Here is a 13,674-nt window from a genome sequence, read left to right as displayed (position 1 = left end):
CGGTCAGGCCGCGTGCGCTTGGGAGGCGGCTTGCGACTGGTCCGCCTCGTGCAGGGTCAGGAACTTCTCGGCTTCCAGCGCCGCCATGCAGCCGGTGCCGGCCGCGGTGATCGCCTGCCGGAACACCCGGTCCTGCACATCGCCGGCGGCATAGACGCCTTCCACGCTCGTGCGCGTCGAATCAGGGTCGGTCACCAGGTAGCCCTCCGCATCCATCGCCAGTTGCCCCGCGAACAGGCCGGTGGCGGGCGAATGCCCGATGGCGACGAACACGCCCTCCACCGCCAGCTCGCTCACCTCGCCGGTCTTGGCATCGCGCAGGCGCAGGCCGCGTGCCACGGGGGTGCGGCCGCCGGTCTCGGCCAGTACCTCCTCGGGAATGCTGTTCCAGCGCACCGACACGTTGGACTTGGCCAGCAGGCGCTGCTGCAGGATGCGCTCGGCCCGCAGCGTGTCGCGGCGGTGGATCAGCGTCACCGACTTGGCGAGGTTGGACAGGTAGAGGGCTTCCTCCACCGCCGAGTTGCCGCCGCCGATCACCGCCACGTCCTTGCCGCGGTAGAAAAAGCCGTCGCAGGTGGCGCAGGCGGACACGCCGAAGCCGGACAGCTCCTTCTCGCCCGGGATGCCGAGCCAGCGGGCCTGCGCGCCGGTGGCGATCACCACCGTCTCGGCTTCAAAGGTATCGCCCGAGTCGGCGGTGGCGCGGAACGGCCGCTGCGAGAAATCGACGGAGGTGATCAAGTCGTACTGGATGCGGGCGCCGACATGCTCGGCCTGCTCGCGCATCTGCTCCATCAGCCACGGGCCCTGGATGGGGGCGGCAAAGCCGGGGAAGTTTTCCACCTCGGTGGTGATGGTCAGCTGTCCGCCGGGCTGCATGCCGGCGACGACCAGGGGCTCCAGCCCGGCGCGCGCGGCATAGATCGCGGCCGTGTAACCGGCGGGGCCGGCGCCGAGGATCAGCAGGCGGGTACGGTGCAGTTCGGGCAAGGTCTGGGTCCTGGAAAGGCTCGCGAAGCACAAGATATCGGCAAGTTCGGCGTGCACCGCAACCCGGATGCCTTGAATAGGCGGGCCTATGCAAGGATATTGCGTCCCACAAGCGGCGCGAGCAACGAACGGTTCAATGAATGCCCGACTCTATCGACAACCTTGATGCCGTCGACCGCCAGATTCTGGCGGAGCTGCAGTCCGACGGCCGCATGACCAATGTGGAACTGGCGCGACGCGTGGAACTCTCGGCGCCGCCCTGCCTGCGGCGGGTGCGGCGGCTGGAGGAGGCCGGCATCATCAAGGGCTACCATGCCGAGGTGGACCCGGTGGCGCTGGGCTGGGAGATCACCTTCTTCGCCCTGGTCGGGCTGGACAGCCAGAAGCAGGCGGTGCTGGAAGCCTTCCAGGACGAGGTGAAGACCTGGGCCGAGGTCCGCGAATGCCACATGATCCGCGGCGGCGGCGACTTCCTGGTGCGGCTGGTGGCGCGCGACACGGCACATGAGAACCAGTTGACGCAGCGCCTGACCTCGCATGCCAGCGTGTCCCGCGTGCAGACCCTGCAGACGATCCACACGGCCAAGCAGGTGCCGGGGGTGCCACTCTGAGGGCGGCGGGGCGGGGTTCCTAGCCCCGCCGCACCCGGTACTGCGCCGCTTCCATGGCGGCGATTATGGCATTGCCCTGGGCGGCGTCGCGCACCTCCACCATCAGCTCCAGCTCGGTGGACTGCACCGTGGGCGCGCCGAACAGCTGCTGGTGCTTGACCTCGATGACGTTGCCGCCGGCATCGGCGATGCGCCGGGAGATGTCGGACAGCACGCCGGGCCGGTCCGGGATGTCGAAATGCAGCCGCATGATGCGGCCATCCCGCAGCAACTGGCGCAGCAACACATTGGACAGCGCGCGGGCGTCGATGTTGCCGCCGCAGACGGGGGTCGCCACCCGCCGGCCCGCGAAGCGCTGCGGATGCGCCAGCAGCGCGGCGACGCCGGCGGCGCCCGCGCCCTCGGCCACCACCTTGGCGCCCTCGGCCAACAGGGCGATGCCCTGTTCCACCGCGCGCTCCGGCACCACCAGCACCTCGATCCCCAGGCGCTTCAGCAGGGCATGCGGCGTTTCCCCCACGTCGCGCACCGCGATGCCCTCGGCGATGGTGGGGCCGCCGACGGACACCGGCTGCCCGGCCAGGCGCTGCGCCATGGCGGGATAGCCCTCGACCTCGACGCCATAGACCTTGGTAGCGGGGCTCAGCTCCGCCAGCGCCACGGCGCAGCCGGCCAGCAGGCCGCCGCCGCCGACCGGAAAGACCAGCGCCTGCAGTTCCGGCACATCCTCGACCATCTCCAGCGCCATGGTGCCCTGGCCGGCGATGACGCCGGGGTCGTCATAGGGGTGGATAAAGGTCAAGCCCTCGCGCAGCGCCAGCTCATGGGCATGCGCCGCGGCTTCGGCCAGCGTTTCGCCATGCAGCACCACGCGGGCGCCCCAGCTTTCCGTGCGCACCACCTTGGTCGACGGCGTGAAGCGCGGCATGACGATGGTGGCCAGGATGCCCAGCAGGCTGGCATGCCGGGCCACGGCCTGGGCATGGTTGCCGGCGGACATGGCCACCACGCCGGCCGCCTTTTCCCGCGCCGAAAGCAGCGCCAGGCGGTTGGCGGCGCCGCGTTCCTTGAAGGCGCCGGTGGCCTGCAGATTGTCCAGCTTCAGCCAGACCTCGGCGCCGACCGCCCGCCCCACGGCGTGGCAGGGGATGGTCGGCGTCCGCAGCACGGCGCCCTGAATGCGGGCGGCGGCCGCCCGGACTTCGGCCAGCCCGATCACGGGCAGGTCGAACGGGGCGGCGACCGGCATCAGCGGAAGCGTACCTTGGCGATCTCGTAGGCCCGCGCCCCGCCGGGCGCCGGCACCTCCACCGTGTCGCCCACCGACTTGCCGATCAGCGCGCGCGCCAGCGGCGAGGACATGGAAACGGAGCCGTTCTTCATGTCCGCCTCATAGGCACCGACGATGCGGTAGGACTTCTCCTCCTCCGTCTCGTCGTCGATAATCGTGACATAGGCGCCGAACTTCACCTGATCGCCGGAGAACTTCGAGACGTCGATGATCTCGCTGGCGGGCACGATGGTTTCGAGCTCCGCGATGCGGCCCTCGATAAAGGACTGCCGCTCGCGCGCCGCGTGGTACTCGGCGTTCTCGGAGAGGTCGCCATGCGCGCGGGCCTCGGCGATCGCCCGGATCACGGCGGGGCGCTCTTCCGCCTTCAGCTGGCGCAGCTCCTCTTCGAGCCGGGCGTGACCTTCGGCGGTCATCGGGAACTTCTGCACGGCTAACCCTTCCTGCACATACGCGATTCCCCACAAGCGGCACCGGCCACGGCCGGCGCCTCCGGTGGGGGAGGGTGGATCATCAAGGAGGCGAGGGCCGCTTCCCCTGCCGGGAAAGCGGCCCCACCCGTTCAGAACGAAGGGGGAAAGTAAGCCTGCACGGGCGCCACATCAAGGGTGCCGGCCTTCAGGGCCGCGATGGCGTGCACCGCGGCCCGGGCGCCGGCCATGGTGGTGTAGTGCGGCACCCCCGTGGTCAGCGCGCCGCGCCGGATGTCGAAGCTGTCCGTCACGGCGCGGCCGGAGCCGGTGGTGTTGATCACCAGCTGGATTTCGCCATTGCGGATGGCGTCCACGCAATGCGGCCGGCCTTCCATCACCTTGTTGACCACGCCGACCTCCAGCCCCGCCTCGCGCAGGCGGGTGGCGGTGCCGCGGGTGGCGAGCAGGCTGAAGCCCATCTCGGTCAGCCGGCGGCCGAGCTGGACGACGGCGTTCTTGTCGCTGTCCTTGACCGAGATAAAGGCGCCACCCGCTTCCGGCAGCTTCACGCCGGCGCCGAGCTGCGCCTTGGCGAAGGCCCGCTCGAAAGACGCGTCGAGGCCCATCACCTCGCCGGTGGACTTCATCTCGGGACCAAGGATGACGTCGACATTCGGGAAGCGGTTGAAGGGGAAGACCGCTTCCTTGACCGCCACGTGGCGGCTGATCGCCTCGTCATCCAGCTTGAACTCGGACAGCTTGGCGCCGGCCATCACGCGGGCGCCGATCTTGGCTACCGCCACGCCGGTCGCCTTGGCGACGAAGGGCACGGTGCGGGAGGCACGCGGGTTGACCTCCAGCACGAAGATCTCGCCGTCCTTGACCGCGTACTGCACGTTCATCAGGCCCTTGACCTTCAGGGCCTTGGCCATCGCCTCCGTCTCGGCCTTCAGCTCGGTGATGATGGCGGGCGAGAGCGAGTAGGGCGGCAGGGAGCAGGCGCTGTCGCCGGAATGGATGCCGGCTTCCTCGATGTGCTCCATCACGCCCGCGACATAGACGTTGCCCGCCTCGTCGGCGATGCAGTCCACGTCCACCTCGATGGCGTCCTGCAGGTACTGGTCGATCAGGATCGGGTTCTCGCCCGAGACCTTCACGGCCTCCTTGCCGAAGCGCAGCAGCTGCTCCTTGTTGTAGGCGATCTCCATGGCGCGGCCGCCCAGCACGTAGGAGGGGCGCACCACCACGGGGTAGCCGATGCGCTCGGCCTCGACGGTGGCTTCCTCCAGGGTGCGGACGATGCCGTTCTGCGGCTGCTTCAGGCCGAGGCCCTTCAGCAGCTGCTGGAAGCGCTCGCGGTCCTCGGCGATGTCGATGGCCTCGGCCGAGGTGCCCAGGATGGGGATGCCCGCCTTGTGCAGCGCCTGGCTCAGCTTCAGCGGGGTCTGGCCGCCATACTGCACGATGCAGCCCAGCACCTCGCCGCTCTGCTGCTCCTTGCGGATCAGCGCGATCACGTCCTCGGCCGTCAGCGGCTCGAAATACAGGCGGTCGGAGGTGTCGTAGTCGGTGGACACCGTTTCGGGATTGCAGTTGACCATGATGGTCTCGAAGCCCGCGTCGCGCAGCGCGTAGCAGGCATGGACGCAGCAATAGTCGAACTCGATGCCCTGGCCGATGCGGTTGGGGCCGCCGCCGAGGATGATGACCTTCTTCTTGTCCGTCGGCCGGCTTTCGCACTCCGGCGTGCCGAAGCCGCCCTCGTAGGTCGAGTACATGTAGGGCGTGTCGGACGCGAACTCGCCGGCACAGGTGTCGATGCGCTTGTAGACCGGCAGCACCGCCAGCTTCTGGCGCAGCGCCGCCACCTCGGCTTCCGTCTTGCCGACCAGGGCGGCCAGGCGCTTGTCGGCGAAGCCCATCGCCTTCAGGCGGCGGAAGCCGGTGGCATCCGCCGGCAGGCCCTGCGCGCGCACGGCATTCTCGGCCAGCACGATCTTCTCGATCTCGCGCAGGAACCAGGGCTCGAACTTGCAGGCGCCGTGGATCTCCTCGACCGAGAGGCCGGCGCGGAAGGCCTGGGCCACGTCCAGCACGCGGTCGGGCTTGGGCGTCGCGAGGGACGCGATATGCGCTTCCTTGGAGCCGTCGCCCGGCTGCGCGATGTCGTCCAGGCCCGAGAGCCCGGTTTCCAGCGAGCGCAGGCCCTTCTGCAGCGCCTCGTTGAAGGAGCGGCCGATGGCCATCGCCTCGCCCACCGACTTCATCGAGGTGGTCAGCGTCGCCGGCGTGCCGGGGAACTTCTCGAAGGTGAAGCGGGGAATCTTGACGACAACATAGTCGATGGTCGGCTCAAAGGCGGCCGGCGTCACCATGGTGATGTCGTTCTTCAGCTCGTCCAGCGTGTAGCCGACGGCCAGCTTGGCGGCGATCTTGGCGATCGGGAAGCCGGTGGCCTTGGACGCCAGCGCCGAGGAGCGCGACACGCGCGGGTTCATCTCGATGACCACCATGCGGCCATCGGCGGGGTTGATGCCGAACTGGACGTTGGAGCCGCCGGTATCGACGCCGATCTCGCGCAGGCACGCGATGGAGGCATCGCGCATGCGCTGGTATTCCTTGTCGGTCAGCGTCAGCGCGGGCGCCACCGTCACGGAGTCACCCGTGTGCACGCCCATCGGGTCGAGGTTCTCGATGGAGCAGACGATGATGCAGTTGTCCGCGCTGTCGCGGACCACCTCCATCTCGAACTCCTTCCAGCCCAGCACGGATTCCTCGATCAGCACCTCGCTGGTCATCGAGGCCGAGAGGCCGGCGGCCACGATCTCCTCGAATTCCTGCTTGTTGTAGGCGATGCCGCCGCCCGTGCCGCCCAGCGTGAAGCTCGGGCGGATGACGCAGGGCAGCTTCACCTGCTCCAGGCCCGCGCGCGCTTCCTCCATCGTGTGGGCGATGTGGGAACGCGGGCTCTCGATGCCGATCTTGGTCATGGCATCGCGGAACTTCAGCCGGTCCTCGGCCTTGTCGATCACCTCGGCCTTGGCGCCGATCAGCTCGCAGCCGTACTTCGCGAGAACACCCGCCTCGGCCAATTTAAGAGACGTGTTCAGCGCGGTCTGGCCGCCCATGGTCGGCAGCAGTGCGTCGGGGCGTTCCTTGGCGATGATCTTCTCGACCATCTCCACCGTGATCGGCTCGATGTAGGTGGCGTCGGCCAGGCCGGGGTCGGTCATGATGGTGGCGGGGTTGGAGTTCACCAGGATCACCCGGTAGCCCTCCGCCCGCAGCGCCTTGCAGGCCTGCGCGCCGGAATAGTCGAACTCGCAGGCCTGGCCGATGACGATGGGGCCGGCCCCGATGATCAGGATGGACTTGATGTCTGTACGCTTCGGCATCGGGGAGGGGCCTCAGGTCTGGAGAGGAAGTTCAGCCGTGCACCGACAGGCCGCCATCCACGGGGATGGCGGTGCCGGTGACAAAGGCGGCGGCGTCGCTGGCCAGGAAGGCCGCGATGCCGGCGAAGTCGCCGGGGTTGCCCCAGCGCTTCTGCGGCGTGCGGGCGAGCACGCGGTCGTTCAGGTCGGGGATGTCGCGCTTGGCGCCGGCGGTCAGTTCCGTCTCGATCCAGCCGGGCAGGATGGCGTTGGCGGTGATGCCGTCCGGACCCCAGGCGACCGCAAGGGAGCGCGTGTACTGCACGATGCCGCCCTTGCTGGCGCCGTAGGCGGGCGAGAGCGGCAGGCCGAAGATCGACATCATCGAGCCGATGGAGATGACGCGCCCGCGCCCGTTCGCCTTGAGGTGCGGATAGGCCGCGCGGCTCATCCGCATGGCGCTGGTGAGGTTGGCATCCATCACGGCGTGCCAATCCTCGTCCGTCACGTCCTGCGGCAGGCGGCGGATATTGGTGCCGGCATTGTTGACCAGGATGTCGATGCCGCCGGCCTGTTCCACCACCTGCGCGATCACGCGGTCGGCGGCGTCCTTCTCGGTCAGGTCGGCCTGGATGGCGAAGCTGTCCTCGCCCAGCTCCGCCACGGCGGCCTTGTTCTTCTCGGCATTGCGGCCGACCACGGCGACCCAGGCGCCGGCCGCCGCCAGCCCGCGCGCCATGCCGAGCCCGATGCCGCCATTGCCGCCGGTCACCACCGCCACGCGCCCGCTGAGGTCGAACATGCCCGAGGGAACCATGCTGGTCATGCCTTCTGCTTCTCGATCATCTCGACGAAACGGTGGAACAGGTAGTGGCTGTCGCTCGGCCCCGGGCTGGCCTCGGGGTGGTACTGCACGGAGAACGCCCGCTTGTTCACGGCGGCGATGCCCTCGTTGGAACCGTCGAACAGCGAGCGGTGGGTCACGGTCACGCCCTCCGGCAGGCTGGCGTCGTCCACCGCGAAGCCGTGGTTCTGCGAGGTGATCTCCACCTTGCCGGTCGCCATGTCCTGCACCGGCTGGTTGGCGCCGCGGTGGCCGCGCTCGAGCTTGTAGGTCTTGGCGCCCAGCGCCAGCGCCAGCAGCTGGTGGCCCAGGCAGATGCCGAAGACCGGCTTCTCGGCCGCCAGCACGCCCTGGATGGCGGGCACGGCGTAGGTGCCGGTCGCCGCCGGGTCGCCGGGGCCGTTGGACAGGAACACGCCATCCGGGTTGTGCGACAGGATGTCCTCGGCCGTCGCGGTGGCGGGCACCACGGTCACGTCGCAGCCGGCGTCCGCCAGGCAGCGCAGGATGTTCTGCTTGGCGCCGTAATCGACGGCCACGACCTTGTGCTTCCTGGCCGGTGCCTTGTCGTGGCCCGTGCCCCAGGACCACAGCCCCTCGGTCCAGTTATAGGACTGGCGGCAGGACACGTCCTTGGCCAGGTCCATGCCTTCCAGCCCCGGCCAGCCGGCGGCCTGGGCGCGCAGGGCGGCGAGGTCGAACTTCCCGTCCGCCGGAAAGGCCAGCACGCCGTTGGGCGCGCCGCCGTCGCGGATGCGCAGCGTCAGCGCGCGGGTGTCGATGCCGGCGATGCCCGGGATGCCGTAGCTCTTCAACCAGTCGTCCAGGTGGCGCGTGGCGCGGTAATTGGCGGGTTCGGTGATATCCAGCTTCACCACCAGCCCGCGCGCGGCGGGGGTGATGCTCTCGCTGTCCTCGGGGTTGGCGCCGACGTTGCCGATATGCGGAAAGGTGAAGGTGATGATCTGCCCGGCATAGGACGGGTCGGTCAGCGTTTCCTGATACCCCGTCATGCCGGTGTTGAAGCAGATCTCGCCGACACTGCTGGTGCGCGCGCCGAAGCCGATGCCCCAGAACACGCTGCCGTCGCCCAGCACCAGGGCGGCGGTGGCGCCGGCGGGGGGCTGCTCTTGGGTATCGGCCTGCATGGGGCTCTCCGCTTCGGTCAGGGTAGGGGCAGTGGTGCCGATCGGCATATCCGCCAGGGTCAGGCCGGTGGCGGCGATGATGGCCGGCCAGTGCTTGGGCGGGATGGCGCGGGACTGGCGCCATTTGCGCACGGCCTCGGTGCCGATGCCGCACTTCTGCGCGGCGGCGTCGGCGCCACCGATCAGGCTCAGGATGTCTTCGACGGACCGCATAGACCCGTTATGTGGGAATTCCGTTCCCAGTGCAACGCCGGGATCACGCGACGCCTGGGAAGTTTGTTCCCGGCGCCCGCGCCACCTATATGCAGCGCACCGATCAAGGAGAGCCCCTCATGACCCTGCGCACCCGCTTCATGGACGAGATGAAGGCCTCAATGAAGGCCGGCACCGCCGCACGCACCTCCACTATCCGCATGGTCATGGCCAAGCTGAAGGACACCGACATCGCAGCCCGCCCGACCGGCGTGGAGCAGGTGCCGGAGGAGCAGATCGTCTCCATGCTGCGCGGCATGGTCAAGTCGCGCCGCGAAAGCGTCGAGATGTACCAGAAGGGCAACCGCCCCGAGCTGGCGGAGAAGGAGGAGGCCGAGATCGCGGTGATCGAGGGCTTCCTGCCGCAGCAGATGGACGACGCCGCATTGCAGGCGGCGGTGGACGAGGCCGTGGCCACCACAGGCGCCGCCAGCATCAAGGACATGGGCAAGGTGATGGCGGAACTCCGCGCCAAGCACGCGGCCACCATGGACATGGCCAAGGCCGGCCCGCTGGTGAAGGCGAAGCTGGGCGCCTGAAGGCGGCAAGCAAGGCCGGGGAAAGAACCCCCGGACCCCATCTTCTTCTTGATTCATTGTCGGTGCGGCGTGACGGCGCCGGTGGCGCCTCCTGCCCGACCCAGAGAAAAAGATGGGGGGTCCGGGGGGAATTCATTCCCCCCGGCCTTTCCTTTAAGAGCATCTCATGGCGCTCCCCCCCAATTTCCTCGACGAGCTGCGCGCCCGCACCCCCTTGCCGGCGCTGATCGGCCGCAAGACCAAGGTCACGCGCTCTGGCCGCCAGTGGAAGGCCTGCTGCCCCTTCCATGGGGAAAAGACGCCCTCCTTCTATATCTATGACGACCACTTCCACTGCTTCGGCTGCGGCGCGCATGGCGATGCCATCGCCTTTGTCATGCAGGCCGAGGGCGCCTCCTTTCCCGAGGCCGTGGAACGTCTGGCCAACGAGGCGGGGCTCGATGTCCCCAAGGCCACGCCGCAGCAGGCCAAGCGCGAGGCCGAGCAGCGCGACCTGCATGCCGTCCTGGAAGCCGCCGCGGAAGCTTTCCAGCGCCGGCTGCGCCTGCCGGAAGGGCGGGCCGGGCTGGATTACCTGCTGAAGCGTGGGCTGAGCGAGGACACCATCCGCCGCTTCGGCCTGGGCTGGTCGGGCGGCGGCCGCGGCGCCCTGGCGGCCGACCTGAAGCCGCTGGGCATCGAAACGCGGCAGCTGGTGGAAGCCGGGCTGATGCGGGAAGGGGAGGGCGACTCCCCGCCGGCCGACCTGTTCTTCAACCGCGTGATGTTCCCGATCCGCGACCGGCGCGGGCGGCTGGTGTCCTTTGGCGGGCGGGTGCTGGGCGACGGGCAGCCGAAATACGTCAATGGGCCGGAAACGCCGCTGTTTTCCAAGCGGCGCAACCTCTACGGCATCGACCTGGCCCGCGATGCCGCCTTCAAGCAGAAGGCGCGTGTGGTGGTGGCCGAGGGCTACATGGACGTCATCGCCCTGCACCAGGCGGGGTTCGGTGGCGCCGTCGCCCCGCTCGGCACGGCGCTGACCGAGGAGCAGCTGACCGAGCTGTGGCGCATGGTGCCCGAGCCGGTGCTGTGCTTCGACGGCGACGGCGCCGGGACCCGCGCCGCCGCGCGTTCCGCCGAGCTGGCGCTGCCGCTGATCTCCACCGAGCGGATGCTGGCCTTCGTGGCGCTGCCGGCGGGGGAGGACCCCGATTCGCTGGTCAAGAAAGGCGGGCCGGGGGCGTTCCAGGCCCTGCTGGACAGTGCCAAGCCGTTGTCCGGCGTGCTGTTCGACATGCTGGCCGCCCGCCACCCCGGCGCCACGCCCGAGGCCCGCGCGGCCCTGAAGCATGCCCTGGAAGACGCGTCCGCGCAGATCGCCGACAAGGCGCTGGGCGCCGAATACCGCCGCCTGCTGATCGACCGCTTTTATGAATCCGGCCGCCGGCCACGCGAACAGCGGGCCTTCGTGCCCAACCAGGGCGGTGCCTGGAAGAAGGGTGGCCGCGCCGGCCCACCGGCACTGAACCTGCCGGCGCCCGGCATCGACAACACCCAGGCGGCGCGGGAGCGGGCGCGCTGCCTGCTGGCCATCACGCTGGGCCACCCCTGGCTGCTGCCGGAGGTAGAGGAAGCGCTGCACCAGCTGGAGCTGCCGCCGGACAGCGAGGAGGCAGCGCTGTGCGCCGGCATCCTCGGCTGGTTCTCGCAGTCCGAAACGCTGGAAGCCGCCGCCTTGCAGGCCTACCTCGCCGACACGGCGCCGGGCCCGCTGGGCTGGGCGCTGGCGCCGGGCGGCGCCGGCACGCGGCTGGGCGCGCCGGACGCGCAGCCGGCCGAGGTGTCGCGCGCGTGGTGGCACTTCTTCGGCTTTCTGCGGGGCGAGGACGCCTTGCGCGAGGACTTCGAGGCGGCGCAGCGGGACTGGATCGCGGCCAACGACGCCCCGTCGCAGAACCGCATGCTGCGGTTGATGGAGGCGCTGATGGCGCAGCGCCGCGGCGACATGGACGACGACGACGCGGAGCCCGCCGGCGCCCTGTAGCGGCGGCTGTGACCCGGCCGTGACAGCGCCCGCTTTACGCCCTGCCGGCTCTTGTGCTGCGGGGGGGCGGGCGGTTATGCGCCAAGCAGTGGTGTGCGATGCCCGGCTGGTCCGGGACCAGGACGATGCGCCACCCACCGCAATTTTCGGCGGCGGTGGCCTCGGGTGGCAGGCGCGGCGGCATCTGACGGAGCGACGGCATGGCAAAGGCGGCAGGCGGCACCGAGACGGTCGAGACCCGCGATGAAGCGGTGGAAGGCGCCCTGCTCGATACCCTGTCGGCCGCCGTCAAGAAGCTGGTCGCCCGCGGCAAGGAACGCGGCTACGTCACCTATGACGAGTTCAACGCCTCGCTGCCCACCGAGCAGGTGTCCTCCGAGCTGATCGAGGACACCATGGCGATGCTCAGCGACATGGGCATCAACCTCGTGGAATCCGAGGAGTCCGAGGACGGCGAGGGCGCGGCGGCCAAGCCCGCCGCCAAGGCCGAGGGCGCCGAGGAGGACGAGGAAGAGGAATCCGAGGGCGGCAACGTCAACGAGGAGAACCTCGGCCGCACCGACGACCCGGTGCGCATGTACCTGCGCGAGATGGGCAGCGTGGAGCTGCTGTCGCGCGAGGGCGAGATCGCCATCGCCAAGCGGATCGAGGCCGGGCGCGACGCCATGATCGGCGGGCTGTGCGAAAGCCCGCTGACGCTCAAGGCCATCCTGACCTGGCACGAGGCCATCAAGGATGGCCGCATGCTGCTGCGCGACGTGATCGACCTGGAGGCGACCGCCGCCGCCGATGGCCCCGACGTGCCGCCGCCTTCCGCCGAGGCGGAGGAGTTCGAGGACGGCGAGGAGGGCGAGGGCATGGGCCTGTCCCTGTCCGCCCTGGAAGAAAAGCTGAAGCCTGAGGCGCTGGCGAACTTCGAGGAGATCGAGGGCCTCTACGGCAAGCTGCAGAAGGTGCAGGCCAAGCGCATGGAGGCCTATGCCGCCGGCGGCGGGCTAGCCGACAAGAGCGAGCAGTCCTACGAGAAGCAGCGCCAGGAGCTGGTGCTGCTGGTGGAGAAGGTGCACCTCCACAACAACCGCATCGAGGAGCTGGTGGACCAGCTCAAGGGCCTCAACCGCCGCATCACCGGCTTCGAGGGCCAGGTGCTGCGCATGGCCGAGGCCAGCAAGGTCAAGCGCGACGACTTCCTGAGCCATTGGCGCGGCGCCGAGGTGGACCCCGGCTGGATGGACCGCATCGCCACGCTGCCGGGCAAGGCCTGGAAGAGCTTCGTGGAACGCTCGCGCGACGAGGCGGAGGCGGTGCGCGCGCAGATCGGCGCGACCGCCGCCCTGACCGGCCTGCCGGTGGGCGAGTTCAAGCGGGTCTACGCCGCCGTGTCGCGCGGCGAGCGCGACATGACCCAGGCCAAGAAGGAGATGATCGAGGCGAACCTGCGCCTCGTGATCTCCATCGCCAAGAAATACACCAACCGCGGCCTGCAGTTCCTGGACCTGATCCAGGAAGGCAATATCGGCCTGATGAAGGCGGTCGATAAGTTCGAGTACCGCCGCGGCTACAAGTTCTCGACCTACGCCACGTGGTGGATCCGCCAGGCCATCACCCGCTCTATCGCGGACCAGGCGCGGACCATCCGCATCCCGGTCCACATGATCGAGACGATCAACAAGCTGGTCCGCACCTCGCGCCAGATGCTGCACGAGATCGGCCGCGAGCCGCAGCCGGAGGAACTGGCCGAGAAGCTCGGCATGCCGCTGGAAAAGGTCCGCAAGGTCCTGAAGATCGCCAAGGAGCCGATCTCCCTCGAAACGCCGATCGGCGACGAGGAGGACAGCCACCTCGGCGACTTCATCGAGGACAAGGCCGCGATCATCCCGCTGGATGCGGCGATCCAGACCAACCTGCGCGAGGCGACGACCCGCGTTCTGTCCTCCCTGACGCCGCGCGAGGAGCGGGTGCTGCGCATGCGCTTCGGCATCGGCATGAACACCGACCATACGCTGGAAGAGGTCGGCCAGCAGTTCAACGTGACGCGCGAGCGTATCCGGCAGATCGAGGCCAAGGCCTTGCGCAAGCTCAAGCACCCCAGCCGCTCGCGCAAGCTGCGGTCGTTCCTGGACAACTGAGGTGAAGCTGTCCCTGGTGGAGCCGGCGGTGCGCGTGGCGGTGGACGTCACCTT

General features: G+C 69.2%; 10 protein-coding genes. 4 read left to right on the top strand and 6 right to left on the bottom strand.

Annotated features, from left to right (window positions below; genetic code table 11):
* Positions 1-3: 3 nt before the first annotated feature.
* A complete protein-coding gene (gene trxB, locus IAI59_RS15520; RefSeq protein WP_207418948.1) occupies positions 4-993 on the bottom strand; it encodes a thioredoxin-disulfide reductase in 990 nt (329 codons plus the stop codon).
* Positions 994-1,133: 140 nt separating this feature from the next.
* On the opposite strand from trxB, the gene IAI59_RS15515 reads away from it, so the two are divergent.
* Entirely contained in the window at positions 1,134-1,604 is a 471-nt protein-coding gene (locus IAI59_RS15515) for an Lrp/AsnC family transcriptional regulator (protein ID WP_207418949.1), read from the top strand.
* Between the two features lie 19 nt (positions 1,605-1,623).
* Here the strand turns inward: IAI59_RS15515 and IAI59_RS15510 are convergent, their stop codons facing one another.
* The 5 genes from IAI59_RS15510 to carA form a co-directional block, all read right to left on the bottom strand.
* A complete protein-coding gene (locus tag IAI59_RS15510; protein ID WP_237180899.1) occupies positions 1,624-2,853 on the bottom strand; it encodes a threonine ammonia-lyase in 1,230 nt (409 codons plus the stop codon).
* Positions 2,853-3,326, bottom strand: coding sequence for a transcription elongation factor GreA (gene greA, locus IAI59_RS15505; RefSeq protein ID WP_207418950.1), 474 nt, complete (start codon positions 3,324-3,326; stop codon positions 2,853-2,855). The genes IAI59_RS15510 and greA overlap by 1 nt, the downstream gene beginning before the upstream one ends.
* A gap of 131 nt (positions 3,327-3,457) precedes the next feature.
* Positions 3,458-6,703 carry a carbamoyl-phosphate synthase large subunit gene (gene carB / locus IAI59_RS15500; RefSeq protein WP_207418951.1) on the bottom strand — a complete coding sequence of 1,082 codons (3,246 nt, stop codon included), beginning with the start codon at positions 6,701-6,703 and terminating at the stop codon, positions 3,458-3,460.
* A 31-nt stretch (positions 6,704-6,734) separates the two neighbouring features.
* Positions 6,735-7,508, bottom strand: coding sequence for an SDR family NAD(P)-dependent oxidoreductase (locus IAI59_RS15495; RefSeq protein WP_237180901.1), 774 nt, complete (start codon positions 7,506-7,508; stop codon positions 6,735-6,737).
* Complete coding sequence (carA, locus tag IAI59_RS15490) at positions 7,505-8,887, bottom strand: glutamine-hydrolyzing carbamoyl-phosphate synthase small subunit (protein WP_207418952.1); 1,383 nt, start codon at positions 8,885-8,887, stop codon at positions 7,505-7,507. The genes IAI59_RS15495 and carA overlap by 4 nt, the downstream gene beginning before the upstream one ends.
* A gap of 119 nt (positions 8,888-9,006) precedes the next feature.
* On the opposite strand from carA, the gene IAI59_RS15485 reads away from it, so the two are divergent.
* From IAI59_RS15485 to rpoD, 3 genes are all read left to right on the top strand, one after another.
* On the top strand, positions 9,007-9,465 hold the full coding sequence (locus tag IAI59_RS15485) for a GatB/YqeY domain-containing protein (RefSeq protein WP_207418953.1): 459 nt from the start codon (positions 9,007-9,009) through the stop codon (positions 9,463-9,465).
* A 166-nt stretch (positions 9,466-9,631) separates the two neighbouring features.
* On the top strand, positions 9,632-11,491 hold the full coding sequence (gene dnaG / locus IAI59_RS15480) for a DNA primase (RefSeq protein ID WP_207418954.1): 1,860 nt from the start codon (positions 9,632-9,634) through the stop codon (positions 11,489-11,491).
* Between the two features lie 200 nt (positions 11,492-11,691).
* The gene (rpoD, locus tag IAI59_RS15475) at positions 11,692-13,620 is read left to right on the top strand and encodes an RNA polymerase sigma factor RpoD (RefSeq protein ID WP_207418955.1); all 1,929 of its coding nucleotides are present in this window, start codon (positions 11,692-11,694) and stop codon (positions 13,618-13,620) included.
* Positions 13,621-13,674: the final 54 nt, after the last annotated feature.

Origin of the sequence: Roseomonas haemaphysalidis (genome assembly GCF_017355405.1) — a bacterium.
Classification (GTDB): domain Bacteria; phylum Pseudomonadota; class Alphaproteobacteria; order Acetobacterales; family Acetobacteraceae; genus Pseudoroseomonas; species Pseudoroseomonas haemaphysalidis.
Note: the sequence above shows the minus strand (reverse complement) of the source record. Positions and strands in the feature narration are given on the sequence as shown.